The sequence below is a fragment of the Peribacillus sp. GL_122 genome (assembly GCF_057835005.1).
The window spans coordinates 1,530,118-1,550,272 of sequence record NZ_CM174415.1 but is presented as its reverse complement, the minus strand read 5'-3'; the positions used below and the strand labels follow the sequence as shown (position 1 = coordinate 1,550,272).

At 40.7% G+C, this 20,155-nt stretch carries 24 protein-coding genes and 2 other annotated features; of the genes, 6 read left to right on the top strand and 18 right to left on the bottom strand.

Annotated elements, in window-relative coordinates:
* Nucleotides 1-47: 47 nt before the first annotated feature.
* The gene (locus AC3ISB_RS07570) at nucleotides 48-248 is read left to right on the top strand and encodes a YlaI family protein (RefSeq protein WP_072272690.1); all 201 of its coding nucleotides are present in this window, start codon (nucleotides 48-50) and stop codon (nucleotides 246-248) included.
* Nucleotides 232-663: a hypothetical protein gene (locus AC3ISB_RS07565; protein ID WP_480339154.1), complete on the top strand. Its 432-nt coding sequence runs from the start codon at nucleotides 232-234 to the stop codon at nucleotides 661-663. The genes AC3ISB_RS07570 and AC3ISB_RS07565 overlap by 17 nt, the downstream gene beginning before the upstream one ends.
* A 38-nt stretch (nucleotides 664-701) precedes the next feature.
* On the opposite strand, the gene AC3ISB_RS07560 is transcribed toward AC3ISB_RS07565, so the two are convergent.
* The 3 genes from AC3ISB_RS07560 to typA are packed head-to-tail and all read right to left on the bottom strand — an operon-like array spanning nucleotide 702 to nucleotide 3,169.
* Nucleotides 702-986: a hypothetical protein gene (locus AC3ISB_RS07560; protein WP_076367911.1), complete on the bottom strand. Its 285-nt coding sequence runs from the start codon at nucleotides 984-986 to the stop codon at nucleotides 702-704.
* Between the two features lie 4 nt (nucleotides 987-990).
* Entirely contained in the window at nucleotides 991-1,299 is a 309-nt protein-coding gene (locus tag AC3ISB_RS07555; RefSeq protein WP_141992430.1) for a YlaH-like family protein, read from the bottom strand.
* A gap of 22 nt (nucleotides 1,300-1,321) precedes the next feature.
* Nucleotides 1,322-3,169: a translational GTPase TypA gene (gene typA, locus AC3ISB_RS07550; RefSeq protein WP_141992431.1), complete on the bottom strand. Its 1,848-nt coding sequence runs from the start codon at nucleotides 3,167-3,169 to the stop codon at nucleotides 1,322-1,324.
* A gap of 124 nt (nucleotides 3,170-3,293) precedes the next feature.
* Here typA and AC3ISB_RS07545 point away from each other — a divergent pair, with 124 nt between their 5' ends.
* Nucleotides 3,294-3,476 (top strand): YlaF family protein, encoded by a 183-nt coding sequence (locus AC3ISB_RS07545; RefSeq protein ID WP_034314013.1) that lies wholly within the window; start codon nucleotides 3,294-3,296, stop codon nucleotides 3,474-3,476.
* 110 nt (nucleotides 3,477-3,586) lie between these two features.
* Here the strand turns inward: AC3ISB_RS07545 and AC3ISB_RS07540 are convergent, their stop codons facing one another.
* A complete protein-coding gene (locus tag AC3ISB_RS07540) occupies nucleotides 3,587-4,390 on the bottom strand; it encodes an inositol monophosphatase family protein (RefSeq protein ID WP_098371119.1) in 804 nt (267 codons plus the stop codon).
* A gap of 408 nt (nucleotides 4,391-4,798) precedes the next feature.
* Entirely contained in the window at nucleotides 4,799-4,996 is a 198-nt protein-coding gene (locus tag AC3ISB_RS07535; protein WP_034314018.1) for a hypothetical protein, read from the bottom strand.
* Nucleotides 4,997-5,190: 194 nt separating this feature from the next.
* Here AC3ISB_RS07535 and AC3ISB_RS07530 point away from each other — a divergent pair, with 194 nt between their 5' ends.
* Nucleotides 5,191-5,811, top strand: coding sequence for a YktB family protein (locus AC3ISB_RS07530; RefSeq protein WP_480339156.1), 621 nt, complete (start codon nucleotides 5,191-5,193; stop codon nucleotides 5,809-5,811).
* 92 nt (nucleotides 5,812-5,903) lie between these two features.
* Here the strand turns inward: AC3ISB_RS07530 and trpA are convergent, their stop codons facing one another.
* From trpA to AC3ISB_RS07485, 9 genes are all read right to left on the bottom strand, one after another.
* Nucleotides 5,904-6,683 carry a tryptophan synthase subunit alpha gene (gene trpA / locus AC3ISB_RS07525; RefSeq protein WP_098371121.1) on the bottom strand — a complete coding sequence of 260 codons (780 nt, stop codon included), beginning with the start codon at nucleotides 6,681-6,683 and terminating at the stop codon, nucleotides 5,904-5,906.
* Nucleotides 6,676-7,881 carry a tryptophan synthase subunit beta gene (gene trpB, locus AC3ISB_RS07520; protein WP_098371122.1) on the bottom strand — a complete coding sequence of 402 codons (1,206 nt, stop codon included), beginning with the start codon at nucleotides 7,879-7,881 and terminating at the stop codon, nucleotides 6,676-6,678. The genes trpA and trpB overlap by 8 nt, the downstream gene beginning before the upstream one ends.
* Nucleotides 7,882-7,885: 4 nt before the next feature.
* Nucleotides 7,886-8,500 (bottom strand): phosphoribosylanthranilate isomerase, encoded by a 615-nt coding sequence (locus AC3ISB_RS07515; protein ID WP_480339158.1) that lies wholly within the window; start codon nucleotides 8,498-8,500, stop codon nucleotides 7,886-7,888.
* 10 nt (nucleotides 8,501-8,510) lie between these two features.
* Complete coding sequence (gene trpC, locus AC3ISB_RS07510) at nucleotides 8,511-9,287, bottom strand: indole-3-glycerol phosphate synthase TrpC (protein ID WP_480339159.1); 777 nt, start codon at nucleotides 9,285-9,287, stop codon at nucleotides 8,511-8,513.
* Nucleotides 9,287-10,309: an anthranilate phosphoribosyltransferase gene (gene trpD / locus AC3ISB_RS07505; protein WP_098371125.1), complete on the bottom strand. Its 1,023-nt coding sequence runs from the start codon at nucleotides 10,307-10,309 to the stop codon at nucleotides 9,287-9,289. The genes trpC and trpD overlap by 1 nt, the downstream gene beginning before the upstream one ends.
* A gap of 23 nt (nucleotides 10,310-10,332) precedes the next feature.
* On the bottom strand, nucleotides 10,333-10,938 hold the full coding sequence (locus tag AC3ISB_RS07500) for an anthranilate synthase component II (RefSeq protein ID WP_098371126.1): 606 nt from the start codon (nucleotides 10,936-10,938) through the stop codon (nucleotides 10,333-10,335).
* Complete coding sequence (trpE, locus tag AC3ISB_RS07495; protein WP_098371127.1) at nucleotides 10,935-12,329, bottom strand: anthranilate synthase component I; 1,395 nt, start codon at nucleotides 12,327-12,329, stop codon at nucleotides 10,935-10,937. Before trpE ends, AC3ISB_RS07500 begins: the two co-directional genes overlap by 4 nt.
* Nucleotides 12,330-12,499: 170 nt before the next feature.
* Nucleotides 12,500-12,737: a binding site (T-box leader), on the bottom strand.
* Nucleotides 12,738-12,772: 35 nt separating this feature from the next.
* Nucleotides 12,773-13,003, bottom strand: a binding site (T-box leader).
* A 66-nt stretch (nucleotides 13,004-13,069) separates the two neighbouring features.
* Complete coding sequence (locus AC3ISB_RS07490) at nucleotides 13,070-13,345, bottom strand: UPF0223 family protein (protein ID WP_098371129.1); 276 nt, start codon at nucleotides 13,343-13,345, stop codon at nucleotides 13,070-13,072.
* Between the two features lie 57 nt (nucleotides 13,346-13,402).
* Nucleotides 13,403-14,383, bottom strand: coding sequence for an NAD(P)H-dependent flavin oxidoreductase (locus tag AC3ISB_RS07485; RefSeq protein WP_489275955.1), 981 nt, complete (start codon nucleotides 14,381-14,383; stop codon nucleotides 13,403-13,405).
* 393 nt (nucleotides 14,384-14,776) lie between these two features.
* Between AC3ISB_RS07485 and AC3ISB_RS07480 the strand changes: the two genes are divergently transcribed.
* On the top strand, nucleotides 14,777-16,234 hold the full coding sequence (locus tag AC3ISB_RS07480) for an aminotransferase class I/II-fold pyridoxal phosphate-dependent enzyme (protein WP_141992434.1): 1,458 nt from the start codon (nucleotides 14,777-14,779) through the stop codon (nucleotides 16,232-16,234).
* Nucleotides 16,235-16,412: 178 nt separating this feature from the next.
* Here the strand turns inward: AC3ISB_RS07480 and AC3ISB_RS07475 are convergent, their stop codons facing one another.
* On the bottom strand, nucleotides 16,413-16,538 hold the full coding sequence (locus AC3ISB_RS07475) for a GapA-binding peptide SR1P (protein ID WP_072272684.1): 126 nt from the start codon (nucleotides 16,536-16,538) through the stop codon (nucleotides 16,413-16,415).
* A gap of 335 nt (nucleotides 16,539-16,873) precedes the next feature.
* Between AC3ISB_RS07475 and AC3ISB_RS07470 the strand changes: the two genes are divergently transcribed.
* On the top strand, nucleotides 16,874-17,308 hold the full coding sequence (locus tag AC3ISB_RS07470) for a DUF1885 family protein (RefSeq protein ID WP_098371132.1): 435 nt from the start codon (nucleotides 16,874-16,876) through the stop codon (nucleotides 17,306-17,308).
* Nucleotides 17,309-17,333: 25 nt separating this feature from the next.
* Here the strand turns inward: AC3ISB_RS07470 and AC3ISB_RS07465 are convergent, their stop codons facing one another.
* The 3 genes from AC3ISB_RS07465 to lpdA all read right to left on the bottom strand — a co-directional run bounded on the left by AC3ISB_RS07465 (nucleotide 17,334) and on the right by lpdA (nucleotide 20,152).
* Complete coding sequence (locus tag AC3ISB_RS07465; RefSeq protein ID WP_144550150.1) at nucleotides 17,334-18,161, bottom strand: polysaccharide deacetylase family protein; 828 nt, start codon at nucleotides 18,159-18,161, stop codon at nucleotides 17,334-17,336.
* Between the two features lie 44 nt (nucleotides 18,162-18,205).
* Entirely contained in the window at nucleotides 18,206-18,463 is a 258-nt protein-coding gene (locus AC3ISB_RS07460; protein ID WP_311608312.1) for a hypothetical protein, read from the bottom strand.
* 276 nt (nucleotides 18,464-18,739) lie between these two features.
* Nucleotides 18,740-20,152 (bottom strand): dihydrolipoyl dehydrogenase, encoded by a 1,413-nt coding sequence (lpdA, locus tag AC3ISB_RS07455; protein WP_098371134.1) that lies wholly within the window; start codon nucleotides 20,150-20,152, stop codon nucleotides 18,740-18,742.
* Nucleotides 20,153-20,155: the final 3 nt, after the last annotated feature.

Here is a 20,155-nt window from a genome sequence, read left to right as displayed (position 1 = left end):
TTGGTATACTTAAAAGCATATTCAAATTGAAGTGAGGTTCAACTAATATGAAGGTAAAATGTGTAATATGCGACCAAATTGAATCTATACCTGATGATAGCCCAGAAGCTAAGAAACTTCGCAACCGACCTATACATACCTATATGTGCAATACATGCAACCAACGCATAGAAGAGCGTACGAACGAACGGATTGCAACCGGAAACTTCCGTCTTTACCGGACAATCAAAAATGAAGATGAATGGTAGAATAAATTATAAAGTTTCCCTGATTGGTCTCACCAATGGAATTCTGCTTGGATTGATAATGAAGTGGGTCGAATTGTTTTCCGGTAAACAAGTTTATAAGCTCCTATTGAATGTGGATTTCCTTCCTGTAATCGGATCTGTTTCCTGGAGCGAGGCAACATTGTTCTTTTTCCATCTCCTTTTCTCACTGGCAATTACGTTCAGTTACGTTTATATTCTTCGTCCTTTGAAGATTTTCAGGAATTGGAACAAATACACACTTGCATTTTTCACGATCATGCCGGCAATCATGCTTTACTTCCCATTATCGACGCTGTCGAAAACAGAAGCTGTCCTTCCTTCTGATTTGACAGCTTTCTTTTTGTGGACAATCTTACATCTTTTTTACGGATTTTCCCTCCCCAAAGCACTATAAAAAAGAACCATGCGTATATCGCACGGTTCTTTTTATCATTACTCGATATTTTTATACTTATCTGGCTCTAACTGTATTTGGTCTAACATGATATCAATCAATTCAATCGGATAACGCTGCTTTTTCATTTCGTCCCCCAAAAGATACTCGACGAAATAAAAAGGTTCTGTTTTTGAAACCGAATCGATTATCACCTGATGATCATCTTTCAACATCTGCATAAAGAACATTTCTGTATCACGCGCAGCTGTATCATCAGGCCTTGCATCACAGACAACTTTGATCGTCAACCAATTGTATAAAGCATCCTGTAATGATTTCATCATCTTAAGCCTGTTCTTCTTTTCTTGAATTATGAAGACGGAATCTATAGATCCCAAGAACAAGTGAAGCGATGACTAATGCTTCCCCCATAGGAAGAAACACCGCAAAGAAAGAAAGAAGGGTACATCCAAGTGCCATTACCGCATAAATGACCACATTTTTTAGCAAAGGTAACTTTTTGGCAAAACCTAACTGATAGACAAGGATGCATAATCCAAAGATCGTCAAATATAAATACCACATTCCTGCTTCAGGATTTTCATCCACTCGGTACAATGCTGCAAAAAATGATAATCGCTCTTGGATATCCAATCTTTTCTCCTCCTCTTGCTATTTATTTTTCTTCAACAGCAACTTTTTTTCTTTTAGCTGCTCTTTCACGTTCGTTTTTATCAAGAATTTTTTTACGAAGACGGATTGAGTCCGGAGTTACTTCACAGTACTCGTCATCGTTCAAATATTCTAGAGCTTCTTCAAGTGACATGATTCTTGGTTTTTTCATGGAAGAAGTTTGGTCTTTATTTGCTGAACGCATATTTGTCATTTGTTTCGCTTTAACGATATTGACAGTTAAATCGCTATCACGGTTATGTTCCCCGACGATCATGCCTTCATAAATATCCGTACCTGGCTCAACGAAAATAACCCCGCGGTCTTCTACTTGCATAATACCATATTGTGTAGTTTTTCCTGATTCCATGGATACAAGAACACCTTGACGTCTTCCGCCGACTTGACCTTGGGCCATTGGTTGGTAGCTGTCAAATGAATGGTTCATGATACCATATCCACGTGTAATCGTTAAGAACTCAGTTGAATAGCCAATAAGTCCGCGAGCTGGAATCGTGAACAATAAACGAACTTGACCGCTTCCGCTATTGATCATATCCAACAATTCACCTTTACGGGCTCCCATTGATTCCATGATCGAACCAGTGTGCTCCTCAGGTACGTCGATTTGTACACGTTCAACTGGCTCACAACGGACACCGTCAATCAAGCGAACGATAACTTCCGGTTTAGAAACTTGCAGTTCATAACCTTCACGTCTCATGTTTTCGATCAGGATGGAAAGGTGAAGCTCCCCACGACCTGAAACAATCCAGACATCCGGAGAATCAGTATTTTCAACTCGTAAGCTGACATCCGTTTGCAATTGGTTTTTCAAACGCTCTTCAATTTTACGAGCTGTGACGAATTTACCTTCACGGCCTGCGAATGGGCTGTTATTTACAAGGAAAGTCATTTGTAATGTTGGCTCATCGATACGTAGAATTGGAAGGGCATCAGGATGTTCAGTCGGACAAACCGTTTCCCCTACGTTAATATCCTCCATACCTGAAACGGCAATTAAATCACCGGCAACGGCTTCTTGGATTTCAACTTTCTTCAAGCCAATATAACCAAAGATTTTCGTTACACGGAATTGTTTAACCTTCCCATCAAGTTTCATTAATGAAACTTGTTGACCTACATGCATTTTACCGCGGAATACACGGCCAACCCCGATACGTCCTACATAATCATTATAGTCAAGTAAAGCCACTTGGAATTGAAGCGGTTCATCTGAGTTATCAATTGGTGCTGGGATCGTTTCGACGATTGTTTCGAAAAGTGGGGTCATGTCTTTTTCTTGTTTAGTAGGATCTGAATCCAGGCTTGCAGTACCAGCAATACCTGAAGTGAAGACAACTGGGAAGTCTAACTGTTCTTCTTCAGCTCCTAGTTCGATGAATAAGTCAATTACTTCATCGACCACTTCATTTGGACGTGCAGAATCTTTATCGATTTTGTTCACGACAACGATTGGTGTAATCTTTTGTTCCAATGCTTTTTTCAACACGAAGCGAGTTTGCGGCATACAGCCTTCATATGCATCAACAACAAGAAGAACGCCATCAACCATTTTCATGATCCGTTCCACTTCACCACCAAAGTCGGCATGACCAGGTGTATCCAAAATATTGATTCTTGTATCTTGGTATTGAACTGCTGTATTTTTCGCAAGAATCGTGATTCCGCGTTCTTTTTCAATCGCATTAGAATCCATCGCACGTTCTTCCACATGTTCATTTTCACGGAAAGTACCAGATTGCTTAAGCAACTGATCCACTAACGTCGTTTTACCATGGTCAACGTGGGCAATGATGGCTATATTACGAATATTTTCTCTTAATTTCAAAAAATTCACTCCTAAAAAAGTTTGTGTAAAACGTATCACTAGTATTAGCTTACATATTATATCACAAACATACTAGAAACAAATACAGAAATTATGTACAATAGATATATTAGGGGTGATATTAATGAACATTAAATGGAATTTCTTAATATTAGCGGTACTGGCAACATCCAGCATTGGCTCCATTGGCATCTTCATTGCTGAGAAGAGCTTGATTGGAATATTAGCTGCAATCGTCATTCTTTGCGGAATCATGGGGTTCGGTTTCACTCAGAAGAAGAAATTGCGCGAAGCCGGGAAGTTATAATATAAAAAACTCGCTGACAGACAGCGAGTTTTTTTTGTTAATTATTTCATAATGAACATTTTAATCCATCCGCGCCAAACTTTGGTACTGCCTTCAATTAGGCCTTGATACTAATGACTGGAATTTCCTGATAAGTATTTATCGAATACTTCTTTATGGAGCCCTGGTTTAGATACGAAAAGTGAGTCACCTTTTAAGAAATCCAATTTGTCACCTTTAATATTACTAACTTCCCCGCCCACTTCCTCAACCAGTAAAACTCCTCCGGCAAAGTCCCAAGGCATGAGTCTCATGGTTATGTATGCATCAATCCTTCCAGCTGCGACGAAAGCCAGCTCCAATGCTGCGGAGCCATAAGAACGTGTCCCTCTTGCATCCCGAACTAGCGGTGCCAAAAGATTCGGATCGATTCTTCGGTTTTCCGTTACCCAGCTTGCATTAATGGAAATTATCGCTTTGCTTACTGATGCCTCTTCAAGAGATGGCAGCCTTTGATCATTCAGAAATGCTCCTTGCCCCTTAATCGCATGATATAATTCATCACTAAAGACATCATAAACCATGCCGATTTTTCCGATGCCATCCACATAAACCCCAAGGGAAATTGCAAAATTCCTCTGTTGATGAATGAAATTCAACGTTCCATCTATTGGATCGATGATCCACACAGTACCTTTTAGGTCTTTAATATCATTGCCCATTCCCTCTTCCCCGAATATGCGGTGTTCAGGGAAAACTTCGTTGATTTTTTCGCAAAAAAACTTTTCTATCCCCTTATCCATATTAGTAACCAAATCATTCGGATTCGTTTTCATTTCAATATTCAACTTGGTTTTAAAGGACGCCCTTAGCCTAGTACCCGCTTCTTTCATCCATAACTTCGCATATGTATCCATTTCCTTGACCGATGCCATTATAATATCCCCGTCCTTTGTGATCAGAAACTACATTAAAATGATCCTTTTCTAAAGATTAAAGCAAATATAGCTTGCCTTCAAGTTTTTAACACCTTAAATTTTCCATTTTTTTAACATGAGGAAAGAAGATTCCTTGACCACCTATCCATTAATCGGTTTTCGCAATTATGAGCTAGCCAGCACAAATACTTTCAAACCACTTTGAATTTACGTTTCCCTTCCTTATTAAAGGGACCCGGACTAAATAAAATACTACCTTATATATTATATTGGACATTTAATGAAAAACGGACACATTATTTTTTAATAAAATAAAGTGTCCGCTCATCTATAATAAAATTCCTTGTATTGAAATTGATTCATTTCCTTTATTCATTCTCCTTCAAGATCTCTGCAGCCAATCAGTTACAAGGCTTTCAGTTTCAACAATTCCAAGCGGATGCGTTCTAGCCTTTGCTTGCATTGTGACCTCTTTTGGTCATTTTCTTCACCGATTGCTTCAAAAAGGGTTGCTAATTCATAGTCCATTTCCATCCTTAACACTGCAGCTCTATGTCTTTCAACTTCTTTAGCTTTTAATGCTTGGTTCATGACTTGTTTCATAATTAACATTCTCCCTTCATCAATTAACGTAATTTTCTGAATTTATTTTATCATATGACTTCCTACCTCAAATAGCAACTAATTTGTGCTATAACCTAAAAGGAATTTTACATGCCAACCCAAATCGTATTTTTTTATATTTTACTTTTACTTATGCTACAATATGTGCAGATATTACGGCAGGAGAGATGAAAATGAATATAGCAAGTTTTACAGCAGATGATTTTGATGTTTTTAAAATTGATGGATTGGAACCGCGCATGGATGCTTTAAAAGAACGGATCCAGCCCAAATTACAAGCACTTGGAGAGTACTTTTCTCAAAAACTGTCAGTTATGACCGGCGATGAAATGCACCCTCATGTTGCAAAGCATGCTAGACGGTCAGTGAATCCTCCTAAAGATACTTGGGTTGCTTTCGCTGCCAATAGCAGAGGTTATAAAATGATGCCGCATTTCCAAATCGGGTTATGGGAAACGCATATGTTCATCTGGTATGCCGTGATTTATGAAGCCCCTAATAAAACTGAAATCGGAAAGAAACTGGAGCAGCAGGCAGGCCGATTAGTCAATAGCATTCCCTCCCATTATGTTTGGTCAATTGACCATACAAAACCTGATGTCATCAATCATGATGGTCTTGGAGTAGATGATTTGAATTCAATGTTCACTCGTTTGCAAACTGTAAAAAAAGCCGAAATCCTTTGCGGTATAAAAATTTCCCGTGATGACGCTATTAAGTTAAAAGATGATGATTTCATTCAAACCATTCAAGATGCGTTTGAACATCTTTTACCCTTATATCAATTAAATTAAACACAGTTGCTTCGTATTCGGATTGAATATCGGGTGCCTTCAATTATTAAACTGGTTAAGAAAAAAGGAGAGCCTTAATGGCTCTCCTTTCCTCATTTTTGCACTACTCCTTTGCTTGCTTGTATCAAATCACCAATTTGATCTTCCTTACCTGTCTCGAAGCATTCGATGATCTTGCTGCCGACAATGACACCATCGCAGTATTGTATTGCATCACGGACATGATCTGGCGTCGATATGCCGAACCCAGCAAGAACGGGAACCGGACTTATCTCTTTTACCTTCTTTAAATAGCCTCCAAGTTCTTCCCCAAAGGCGTCACGGGCACCCGTAATGCCTTTGACTGTAACTGCGTAGATGAATCCCTCCGCCCCTGCAGTAATCTCAGTGATACGCTCTTTCGAAGACGTGAGTGTCACAAGTCGGATAAGAACGATCCCTGCAGTTTTGATTGATGAAAAGATGGCTTCTTCTTCAATCGGTAAATCGGGGATGATGCACCCGGAAATCCCTGCATTGAGACAGTCATTCGTAAACTCTTTAAGTCCATATGCCAGGATCGAATTCGTATATCCCATTAAAATAATTGGGATGGTCACTTCATTTTTGATTTCCATTACTTTTTTCAGGACATCTTTTAAAGTTGTTCCATTTTCCAAAGATCTGATGCCGGCTTGTTGGATAACCGGTCCATCAGCGACAGGATCAGAGAATGGTATACCTAGTTCAACGGCAGTCGCACCGCTGTTTTCAAGAAAAAGAAGCTGGCTCTTTAACCGTTCAAGCCCTCCATCCCCTGCCATAATATAAGGGATGAATGCTTTTTCCTTCTTTGTTTGACATTCTTCAAGCGCATTTGTTAATTTATTCATGTTCACTACCCCCCATCAATGATTGGACCGTTTCAACATCCTTATCACCACGGCCGGACAGGCAAATCACCAGTCCTGTTCCTTTCTCCATTTCTTTAGCAAGCTTTAAACCGTAGGAAATGGCATGTGAACTTTCTAAAGCAGGGATGATCCCTTCCTCCCTTGAAAGCATCGCTAGAGCTTCCAAGGCTTCATCATCGGTTACGGAAGTATATTTCACCCGATTTGTATCTTTTAAGTAACTATGTTCAGGCCCTACCCCTGGATAATCCAGCCCTGCAGAAATTGAATGTGCCTCCTGGATCTGACCGTCCTCGTTCTGCAGTACATACATGAATGCCCCGTGGAGCACCCCAGGTTTCCCCTTAGTCAAACTTGAAGCGTGTAATGGTGTTTCAAGTCCATGCCCTGCCGCTTCCACTCCGTATAATTTTACCGTTTCATCCTCAATGAACGGATAAAACATTCCCATTGCATTACTTCCTCCGCCTATGCAAGCAACTACTGCATCCGGTAGGGAGTGAACCACCTCCGAATATTGACGCTTTGTTTCATTCCCTATCACGCTTTGAAAATCACGTACAATAACGGGGAATGGATGCGGACCAAGAACTGATCCCATTATATAATGGGTGTCATCCACATTCGCCACCCAATATCGTAACGCCTCATTCACTGCATCCTTCAGTGTCCCGCTTCCTTGTGATACAGATATGACCTTGGCTCCCAAAAGCTCCATCCTGAATACATTCAATTTCTGTCTCCTGATATCTTCTTCTCCCATAAAGATGATGCATTCCAACTTCAGCAAAGCACACACAGTCGCCGTTGCAACCCCATGCTGTCCTGCACCCGTTTCGGCAATCACCTTTTTCTTGCCCATTTTCTGAGTCAGCAATGCCTGACCGATCGTATTATTTATTTTGTGGGCTCCGGTATGATTCAAGTCTTCTCGCTTCAGATAAATATCTGCACCACCTGCAAGCCTCGTTAAGTTCTCCGCAAAATAAAGTGGTGTTTCCCGACCGATATACTGTTTCAGGTAATAATTTAGCTGCCTTTGGAATTCAGGATCATTTTTAGATTGTTCATATACTTCTTCAAGCTCCGTAATCGCCGCCATTAAAGTTTCCGGAACGAAACGGCCTCCATATGCTCCAAAATGTCCAGTTTTATCAGGCTGTGTATAAGTGTTCATCAATTCATTCCTCTTTTCCGGCTGTATATTTTGCCTCATTAATAAATGCCTTTATTTTTACGGCATCTTTTAATCCGTTTGTTTCAACGCCGCTGGCTACATCAACTGCGAATGGTGAAACGGCATTAATCGCTTTTCCGACATTTTCCGGAGTCAGCCCACCCGCTAGAATTACCTTCCCCAGTGGCAGATCCGCTTTTCGGATCATATCCCAATCCAAAGTCAATCCCTTTCCAGATGAACTCTTAGGAAGATCTACTAATAGATAATCTGCTGGGTATTCATGAAGGTTTTCAAGGTCTTTCTCTGAATTGACGGCAAAGGCCTTGATAACCGGTAGGGGCATTCTGCAGGCAAAGCTGGCAGACTCGTTACCATGAAGCTGAATATAATCCAATCCTGCAATTTCAGCACTTTTTATCACTTCTTGTTCAGTTTGATTAGCAAACACTCCGACCTTTTTAACCTGTCCAGCTAGATTCGCTCCGAATTCTCCTACTATCTCTGGCTCAACCTTCCTGCTACTCTCGGCAAAAATGAAACCAATGAAGTCTGCTCCGGAACTAACAGCAGTCTGAGCGGCTGCCAATGTCTTTATCCCACAGATTTTCACTAACATATTAATCTCCTTATATACTCATTTGCAATTCGGCCATCGTGTGCGGAAGATTTGATGCAGTCATCAGTGTCTCCCCGACTAAAATCGCTTTTGCACCAGCTTCCTTCACACGCATCACGTCTTCTTTTGTTTTGATTCCACTTTCACTGATAATGATATGGCGTTTAGGATCAAGTAACTTCGCCAGTCGTTCCGTTACAGCCAAATCCACTTTGAAGGTCTTTAAATTTCGATTGTTAATCCCTATTAACTCTGCATTCAGCTCTAGAGCCCGTTCCAGTTCGGCTTCATCATGGACTTCCGTCAATACTTCAAGCCCTTTTCTTTTTGCATATTGATATAATTCATGAAGGCGTTCTTTAGAAAGTGCTGCCACAATCAATAGAATGATAGTGGCACCAGCTTGATGGGCGCGATCGATTTGGATTTCATCGATGATGAAATCTTTGCACAACCTGGGAATCCGTATGGCCTCGCTTACGATTCTCAAATCTGCAATTGATCCTTTAAAGAAAACCTCATCCGTCAATACGGATATCGCTGCCGCTCCGCCACTTTCATATGAAAGGGCCTGCTCGATCGGATTTACATTGATTTTAATGTCCCCTTTTGAAGGGGAAGCCCGTTTTATTTCCGCGATAACCGCCATCGATTTAGCCGTTTTCAAATTTTCCACTAAAGATGGTCTGACTATGTTGATCATGACCGAATCGTCTAAGCCCCTTTCTTTTAATTTTGCGACTTCCACCTTTTTCTGTTCGATGATTTTCGTTAAGATATTTTCCATTACATGACCACCTTATTTCTATTGCCATAAGCAATCAGATTTTCTAACTTTGCAAGAGCCGATCCGCTATCAAGGCTTTCTTTAGCCATGGAGATTCCCTTTTTGATCGTTGCTGCCGTACCATGTGCGTATAATCCCAATCCAGCATTCAATAAAACGGTATCACGATAGGCCCCTTTTTCCCCTTTGAGAAGCCTAAGCATGATATCGGCATTTTGTTTTGCGTCACCGCCGCGGATGGCATCATTTCCGTAAACCGGCAGATCCACTTCTTCAGGGTGCAGCGTAAATGGGATAATATCCCCTTGCTCCAAAAGCACGAGTGAATTTTCTCCCTGCAGGCTCGCTTCATCCATAAACCCGGCACCATTTATCACGACCGCGCGTTTCCTGCCTAATTTATGTAGGACTTCCGCAAAAAGCTCGAGCATATCACGTCGATTAATTCCCATTAATTGCGTGTCGAGTTGGACTGGATTTGTCAGAGGACCGATTAGATTAAATATCGTCGGGATTTTCAGTTCTTTTCTCACTTTCATTATCCGTGCAATATTAGGGTGGACCGATGGAGCAAATAAGAATGTGATCCCATTTTCCTCCAACAGTTCTTTTAACATGTCAGGCTCCAAGTACAAATTAACACCTAATTCTTCCAATACATCCGCACTCCCCGTTTTGCTTGAAATGCTGCGGTTTCCATGTTTGGCAACCTTGACACCGGCCCCGGCAAGAACGAATGCTGATGCTGTACTTATATTGAAGCTTTGTGACCCATCTCCTCCCGTTCCGCAATTATCCATAACATTAATAGAGCTTGTTCGTACACTTCTTGCTTCTTTTCTCATGACTCTGACAAGGCTTGCTATTTCACCTGCGGTTTCCCCTTTGGATTTTAGGGCAATGATGAAAGCTGCCATCTCGCTTTCGGTTATATCTTTAGAAAATAACGCTTGGGCTGCTCTGCTCATCTCTTCTTCCGTCAATGTTTGACGCTCTGCTAACTTCGCTAAATACTCCTTCACCGCTAACTCCCCCAGTCGTTTTTTTATAAGATGGATTGTTCCTTCTCAGATTGGAAGGTTCCCGCAATCTCATAAAATTGATGTAATAATTCCTTGCCGATTTTCGTCCCTATTGATTCAGGGTGGAACTGTAAACCGTAAAGCGGGAAATCTTGATGTTTCAGGGCCATAATCTCCCCATCATCCAGTGCTACTGCCGTCACAGTCAGTTCATCTGGCAAACTCGCCCTTTCAACTACAAGGGAATGGTAACGCATTACCGGGAATTGTAAGTCCTGTTTGGCAAATACACCTGTTCCATCATGTTCGATAACCGATGTTTTCCCATGCATGATTTGTTTCGCTCCAACCACATTCGCACCAAAAACCGCCCCAATGGCCTGATGCCCCAAACAAATGCCTAATAGCGGAACCTTTTCATAAAAATTACGGATGATTTCCATACTGATACCAGCATCTTCCGGCCTGCCGGGTCCCGGGGAAATGACGATTGCCATTGGATTCAGTTCCTCAATTTCCGCAAGGCTGATTTCGTCATTCCTTTTTACTATGATTTCTTTTTCCACTTCTCCTAAATATTGATAAAGGTTATAAGTGAACGAGTCATAGTTATCAATTAATAAAATCATTTTGTGTGAACCTCCATTAAAGCGCGTGCTTTATTTTGTGTTTCTTCAAATTCCGTTTTTGGATCTGAATCATATACAATTCCTGCCCCTGCCTGTACATAGGCCTTGCCATCTTTAATGATCATCGTCCGAATGGCTAATGCCATATCAAGATCCCCTCCAAAACCTATGAACCCTATCGAGCCCGAATACATCCCCCGTTTACAATTTTCCAGTTCATTGATCAGCTCCATTGCCCTGATTTTTGGAGCACCTGAGACTGTTCCGGCAGGGAGGCAGACCGTCAGCGCATCTAAACTCGTGAACCCTTCCCTAAGCTTTCCGCTAACCTTCGAAGCAATATGCATGACATGCTGATATCTTTGAATTTCCATTTCCTCGGTAAGGTGGATTGAACCGATTTCGCAAACCCTGCCAAGATCATTCCTACCCAAATCAACAAGCATCTTATGCTCGGCAAGTTCCTTTTCATCCATCAGCAGGCTTTTTTCGAAGCCTTTATCTTCTTCATCCGTTTTCCCTCTCGGTCTTGTACCGGCAATGGGATTAACATGAACCATTCCTGATGAAACACTGATCAAACTTTCTGGAGACGACCCAATAATTGTATAGTCACCAAATTCTATATAAAACATATAAGGAGAGGGGTTGGCTAAACGTAAACGACGGTAGGCATCGAAAGGCTCCCCATCGAAGTCCGCTTTGAACCTTTGTGATAAAACAACTTGGAACACTTCACCAGCTATAATCGCTGATTTAACTTCAAGGACCATTTTCTCGAATTCATCCTGACTGAAATTCGATTTGAATTCCAAATATTCCGACGATATTTCCTTTGACGGTTTGCTTGCCTGATTGATTTTTTCCTTCATCCCCAATAAACTTTTTTCACTATCTTCTTCCGCAGTCAAAAGATGGATCTTCTGTAGAACATGATCGAATATATACAGTTCTTTATAAAAGAGAAAATGAGCATCAGGCATTTGCAGAGAATCAGGAGGCACCGGACCTATATTTTCATACAGACGAATGATATCATAGCCCATATATCCGATTGCACCACCGTTAAATGGCGGAAGATGTATGGGAGCCTCTCCTATCTCCACTAGTAATTCGTTTTTTAGAAACTCGATGATATTGATGTTCTTTACAATTTGATCACCTGTTTCAGTATCTTTCACATTTACTTGGCCAGCAAGTGATGTCACTTCCAGATAAGGTTTTGAACCTAGATAGGAGTAGCGGCCGTTGTCATGATGCGAATTTGAGCTTTCCAATAAAAACTTCTGGTCACCATCTAATTTCTGAAATATGGCAATGGGTGTGTGGATATCCCCTTCAATTGTGTCCATTTTGAAACGGAGTATTTTTTTTTCATCCAAATTATTCATCTCTCAATTCCCTCCCGATTCTTATGCGCTCTTATAAACCCCTGGAAGGGAAAACCCTTTTGGCCAAGTGCCGGAGTTTTCATTTCCTCTGGTTTTTTGATTTTTTCTCTAAAAGGTATATATATTGAAATCCCAATAAAAAAATCCCCCGCAAACACAAATATGTGTCTGCAGAGGACGGTAAACCGCGGTGCCACCTCAAGTTGGAAAAACGCATCATTTTTCCCTCTCAAGCAAGAAATGAAAAATTCTTGCGATTACCCTTTAACGGTGGCAGCCGAGTTTCCCTACTTATTTCAAGAAACCACTCATAAGTCCATTCATCTTCTTATATCGTACCGGTTTCCACCTATCCCGGCTCTCTGTTACGCATCTAAAAAGATTACTACTCTCATTCATAGATTTAATTATCATTTCCATAAAAACGCAAAAAGGCCCCTCATCCAAAGGACGAGGAACCCGTGGTACCACCTTAATTAGCTAAATTAGCTCACTTTTCGGCATTAACATGCCTATCTCCACTAACGATGAGATAATCGCCAAAGCCTACTCCGTTCATCCGTTTCGGTTTGGGGCTCGGAAGTCCATTCGCTTAAATTCGTTCACCAGTTTTCAGCAACCACTGGCTCTCTGCAGAACATCATTAAGGTACTCTTCTTCGTCACTGCCTTTATCATTTTCTTGCTTATTATGTTAAAACAATCTTTTCAGTAAGTCAATGGAGTTTTCTAAAAATATTTTTAATTTTTCATTTTTATCCATTCCCCGTCATCGATTCCTTTTGCCTTCTTAATAACAAGATAGGCTGAATAAGTGCTGACTGATTCAAACTCATCCGTATACTTTTTTTCATCCGCCTTACCGGGGACTATTTCCTTGAATCTTCGGTAAGCCTTCATAAATTCTTCCTTTTGTATTTTATTTTCATAAGCCTTTTCTACAGCTTCAAAGAATTTGATCACATCTACGATTTCTTCAGTAGACCAATCAAGATCCATTGGATATTGATAATCCATACCCTAAACACGCTCCTTCTAGATAGTTTTTCATGCTGTCCGGCAGACCATGCATCATCAGTCTGCCCATTTTGAGCGAATTGCTTCCGCCTGGTCGATAATCCGACTGAATAGTTCAGCAGTCGATGGTACATCATGAATCAGCCCCATCACTTGTCCAGCCCAAGCAAAGCCTTCACCTTCGACACCGTCATGGATATAACGCTGATTCGCTTTTCCGCTTATGTAATCCTTCAATTGTTCATATCCGCCGTTTTCTTTTTCTATTTCAAGGATCTTATCGGTCCAGCTGTTTGCAATTACCCTTGCTGGTGCACCAATGGAACGCTTGATGACAACCGTATCATTTTCTGTGCCGGAAACCAAGGCATTTTTATATAATTCATGTGCATGAACACATTCCTTGACTGCTATGAATCGTGTTCCCATCTCGATTCCTTCGGCACCAAGTGCCAATGCTGCCATCAAACCTCGTCCATCGCCAAAACCACCCGATGCGATGACTGGAATATTAACGGATTCCACAACTTGAGGAATTAACACAGAAGTTCCGATATCATCACGGCCTAAATGTCCTCCACCCTCCTGACCAACTACCATCACCGCATCTGCCCCAAGCTGTTCAGCCTTCATTGCCTGCCTTCTTGCAGCAACAAGCACGAGTTTTTTCACCTGGGTTCCTTTGACGTAATCAAGAAATGGTGCAGGGTTGCCGCCGGTTACGGAAACAGCTGCGATATCCTCTTTCAAGGCTGCTTCCAGCATGTGTTCATAAGGTCTTCCATGCTGACCGATTGCAAAGTTCACACCAAACGGTTTATCCGTCAATGATTTGGTTTTTCTAATTTCATCTGTCAGTTGCTCCGGGTTGTCCAAGGACATGGCCGTTACCTGCCCCAGCCCTCCTGCATTCGAAACTGCCGCAGCCAGGTCTGCATATGCTAAATGGGCCAATCCCCCTTGTACGATTGGGTATTGAATACCTAACAAATCGGTCACACGCGTTTTCCACTTCAAACTCCTCAGCTCCTTTTTCATTTTATGTGGTTTGTTTATTTAGCTCTCAAAAATCATTAGTTTCATTATGGCAAATATTGTTTAACCGTTCAATTTTTAAACTCACCTACAATATTAATAAAGGAAGAATTCTTGAGTAAATCCAGTAAATACTAGGAAAATGGACATTTATAATCTGCTGATAATTTTATTGAGCCCCTTAACAACAAAGACATATATAAATTGTTTAAGTCAGGACATTAAAGTCACTCTAGGCATTTATTATAAGACGTGCTATAATTCATATGTTTTATGTCTATCCACAAGTTTACTAACCATACGATGGAATCGGAGAAACATACGATCATTAATAGAAAGGGAGTATGTACTCCCAAATATTACGTACCTATTTTATTGAAAAGGGGCCACAAAGAATTGTCACAGAATGAAACACCCTTATACACTGCCTTATTGCAGCATGCAAAAAAAAATCCCGTTCAATTTCATATTCCAGGTCATAAAAAAGGAAAAGGAATGGACGCTGATTTCCGTAATTTCATTGGAGAAAATGCATTATCTATAGATTTAATCAATATCGCTCCACTCGATGATCTCCATCAGCCAAAGGGGATCATTAAACAAGCTCAGGATCTTGCCGCTGAAGCTTTTGGGGCGGATCACACATTCTTTTCCGTTCAAGGAACAAGTGGAGCAATCATGACGATGGTCATGACAGTTTGCGGACCTGGGGACAAAATCATCGTCCCAAGGAATGTACATAAATCCGTAATGTCTGCCATTGTATTTTCCGGAGCTGTTCCCATTTTCATCAATCCTGAAATAGACAAAGATTTGGGCATCTCACACGGAATCACCGTAGATGCCGTCGAAAAAACTTTAAGGGAACATAGCGATGCAAAAGGATTGCTTGTCATCAATCCAACCTATTTCGGCATTTCGGCTGATTTGCAAAAAATAGTGGAAGTTGCTCATTCCCACAAAATCCCAGTACTGGTAGATGAAGCACATGGTGTCCATATACACTTCCATGAAGACTTGCCGATGTCAGCCATGCAAGCTGGAGCGGATATGGCTGCAACGAGTGTTCATAAACTGGGCGGTTCACTAACGGGAAGTTCCATATTAAATGTAAGGAATGGATTGGTTTCCGCAAATCGTGTTCAAGCCATATTGAGCATGCTCACAACCACCTCAACCTCCTATATCCTTCTGGCTTCCCTGGATACGGCCAGAAGACAACTTGCGACGGTAGGCAGGGAAATGATTGATGAAGCAATCAATCTCGCAGGGTATATCCGTGAGGCCGTTAATGAGATTCCTTATCTTTACTGTGTCGGCAGCGAAATTCTCGAGAGTGAGGCAGCCTTTAGTTATGACCCGACTAAATTGATCATATCCATCAAGGAATTGAATATTACCGGATACGACGTTGAGAAATGGCTTCGTGAAAAGCATAATATCGAAGTGGAACTTTCTGACTTGTACAATATCCTTTGCCTGATAACACCTGGAGACTCAAAAACAGAAGCGGACCTTCTGATTACTGCCCTTAGAGACTTGGCCGATGAGTTTAAGGAAATGGCGGCTGAACATGAAAAGATCGAAGTCCTGCTTCCTGATACACCACCATTGGCTTTATCACCAAGGGAAGCATTTTATGCAGAAACCGAAGTGGTTCCCATTGAGGAATCTGTCGGCAAAATTAGCGCTGAGTTCATCATGGTTTACCCGCCTGGAATCCCAATCTTCATACCAGGTGAATTGATTACTGAAGATAATATCAATTACATCCGGAAAAACATCGAGGCCGGCCTTCCTGTTCAAGGCCCTGAGGACCCAGAAATAAAATATTTACGTATCATTAAAAATTGATTGATCCCATCAAACCAGAGCGAAGTGCTGCTCTGGTTTTTTTGCCCCCTTTATTATTGAGCATGTAGCTCCCGATAAACTGAAGATTTTCGCTTCATTGACTTCTATAAAAAGGGTGCTCCAGGTTACAATCCTGAAACACCCTTAAATTCTATTAATCTTATAATCCTGTTTCGATTTATTTTTCAGAGGCAGCTGTATCACAGCTTTGGCAGTTGTGATTGTGTGTATATAGTACACTTACTTTTTCATCTTCAAAATGTTCAATCGTGCTATTGCAAGTTTGACATACGATAGTTCCCATTTTTACAACCCCTTCCTCTATATTGTATGCATCAATGACGTAATGTAACCGCTTTATATGAATTATAATATAACACATTTATTATTTCAAGCTAAAAAGTATAACATATATACTTTTTTCCTATTTAATGAACCCTCATGTAGGAAGCAATTGACTCCAATCGTTCGTTAGACGATTCCTTTTTGGGCCCTGGCGCTCATTTCATCACACCTCTTGCTTTTGCATAGCAAGGTGAAAAAGGAATTTCGTCTTTTAATTTACATATAGATATGTATATAATACATCCATAAAATGTTAATATATTCTTACATCCTATCGATTTAAGGGGGATCCACATGACTGAAAATGCCTATATCAAACTTGTTCCTGAGTCCGTGAAAGGGACTGTAACCATCGAAGACGTGAAAGAACTGCTGAACTATTATCAAATGATCACAGCGAAAACCGGAAAGCAACTGGATTGGGACTATGATAAGAAAGCATTTCCTTATGAAATGAAAGAACCAGAAAAGATGAAAGATAAGGCCATATATCTCCAATCCAAAGAAGATCGATATCACATGATATTGATAGGCGTTGACCAAGAAGTCGTTAAGGATGAAGACGGATCAGAGCGGATTCAATCCTATATCCAATTTACCCTCCCTGAAACAGCAACTTTCGGTGATAAGGGGAAAGCTAATGAACTGTGCAAGTTCCTTGCAAAGAAATTACGGGCGCAGCTACATCTCTTCAATAAACGGGTGATGTATTATTATCCAAGGAAATAAAAAACCTGCAGAAGCCGGAATTGGCTCATGCAGGCGTTTCAATTAACTTTGGATCAAGAATCTCATAACCATTCTTTTGAAAACCTTTCACGATATCCTCAATGGCTTCACTCGTCCATTGCCGGTCATGCATCAGTAAGTTCGCACCATTTCCTAAATAAGGGCTGTTCAACATGATCTCCCTTAAAGCTTTTTTATCCTGATACTCTTTTTCCCAGTCGTATCCATATGTCCAATTCATGACCAACATTTTTTCTTTCTCAGCGACTTTTTTTGAATGCTCGGTATTCGATCCAAATGGCGCCCTGAAGTACTTAGGGCGTACCCCTGTAATGCCTTCTACCAAATTGTTCAATTTTACGATTTCCCGCTCTTGTTCCTTTTCGGTTAACTGTTTTAAATTCACATGGGAATAAGTATGATTACCGATAGAAAAACCCATTTCATGAATTTCTTTTAGCACCGCTTTATTTTCATCATTTTCAAGAAAGTGACCGTTCACGAAAAAAATCGCAGGTACTTCAAGGCGCTTCAGCGTCTGGGCGATTTTCAGAGAATATTTATCAGGTGTATCATCAAATGTTAACAGCACAACTTTCGGATTTGCATCCCCAATTGGTTTAAATGACCAATATTCTTTGTCCACCCGATATTCTGCCTTTACATGCCCATCGACAATTGTTTTTGACGTTTCGTTTTTCAGATCTTTCTCTTGCTGGCTTTCATCTTGGACCGTTGTTGTCGTTTCCACACTTTTTTGATTATCATTTTCCGTTCGACTGGAACTCGGACCATTGCATGCCATCAATAAAAATGATACTAATGTGAATAATGCTACTCCTTTGTTAATCATGGTTCCTCCGTGGTTTCTTGTGTCATTGCGGCTTGCTTAAAAATTCAATAAACGGGTACTAGCATTTCCAAAAGGATTTGCAAAATACCGTAGCATAATAGACTTATCACGGTAACAAGCATTGTTCGCCTATTGGATTTTAAAATCATTTTACCAATGTAAATGGCTAGATAGGAAAAGACCAGAAACATGAATACTTTGAAAACGAAACGATCGTTAACAGACAGCCATTCAACTAATGTATACCCACTCCAAACGATTAGTTGAAAGAGGATTACCAGATAATTTTTCAAGTGATCCACCCCATTTTGATATGAATATATCAGCCATGATCTTTTTATTGGCAAAAAATATTCCTTTAACATATCGCTCATCTTATTTTTTTATCCTTTATTACCTTTTTCAAACCCTTTCAAGGAAAAAAGTAAGAAGTCCTTTTATAGCTTATGCCCTTTTTACCCTTTTCATTTAACAAGCGTGAAGAAAATCATGACTGGGGAGTCATCCTTCATATTTGTATATCTGGCAAACAAAAAAAGCGTACTGCATTAGGCAGTACGCTTTTTTATAAAAATCAATTACTTGATGATGTGAATAGGAGTTCCAAGGGCAACTTCAGCAGCTTCCATTGTGATTTCCCCTAAAGTTGGATGTGCATGGATTGTCATTGCGATATCTTCGGCAGTCATTCCTGCTTCGATAGCCAAACCAAGTTCTGCAATCATATCAGAAGCGTTTGGTCCTGCAATTTGTGCTCCTATAACCAATCCGTCTTCTTTGCGAGTGATAAGCTTCACAAATCCGTCCGTATTATTTAAAGAAAGAGCACGTCCATTTGCAGCGAATGGGAATTTAGAAGCAAGCGCTTCGATTCCAGCTTCCTTCGCTTCTTTTTCATTATAACCGACAGAAGCAAGTTCCGGTTCAGAGAATACAACAGCCGGAATAGCAAGATAGTCGATTTCAGATGAATGTCCTGCAATGGCTTCAGCTGCAATTTTACCTTCATAAGAAGCTTTATGAGCCAACTGAGGTCCAGAAACGATATCACCGATTGCGTAAATGTTTTTTACGCTTGTACGGCATTGTTTATCCGTTTCGATCAAACCACGATCAGTCATTTTGATTCCGACTTGCTCCAGGCCGATCTCTGCCGTATTTGGACGACGTCCAACTGTTACTAAAACGTAATCGGCTTCAACTTTTTTCTCTTCGCCTTTTACTTCATAAGTAACGGTTACACCTGTTTCAGTTTCTTCCACGCCTTTAGCATTTGCTTTAGTAACAATTTCAGCACCCTTGTTTTTAAGGTTACGCTTAACAAGTGCTGCCATTTGTTTTTCAAAGCCTGCAGAAAGGATTTCTTCCGTACCTTCAAGGATGGTAACTTTAGTGCCGAAGCTTGCGAATGCTCCGCCAAGCTCAGTTCCAATGTAACCTCCGCCGATTACCACGATCGAACTTGGAACTTCTTCCAAAGCAAGAGCACCAGTGGAATTAAGTACACGTTTCGTATATTTAAATGACGGAATCTCGATTGGCGATGAACCAGTGGCGATGATTGCGTTTTTAAATGTATATGTTTGGGCTGAGTCTTCATTCATAACACGGATGCTGTTTTCGTCAACGAAATAAGCTTCTCCAGTTACAACATCAACATTATTACCTTTTAATAGGCTGCTTACACCGCCTGTTAATTTTTTAACAACAGAACCTTTCCAAGCTTGTACTTTAGAAAAATCAACAGAAACTTTTTCTGCAAAGATACCCATATCTTCTGAATGCTGAGCTTCATGGAAACGGTGTCCAGCCGAAATTAAAGCTTTCGATGGGATACAGCCTACATTCAAACAAACTCCGCCGATTGTTCCTTTTTCAACGACCGTTACTTTCTGTCCAAGCTGTGCTGCGCGAATTGCGGCAACATATCCCCCTGGGCCTGAACCGATCACTAAAGTATCTGTTTCGATTGGAAAATCTCCTACTACCATTGT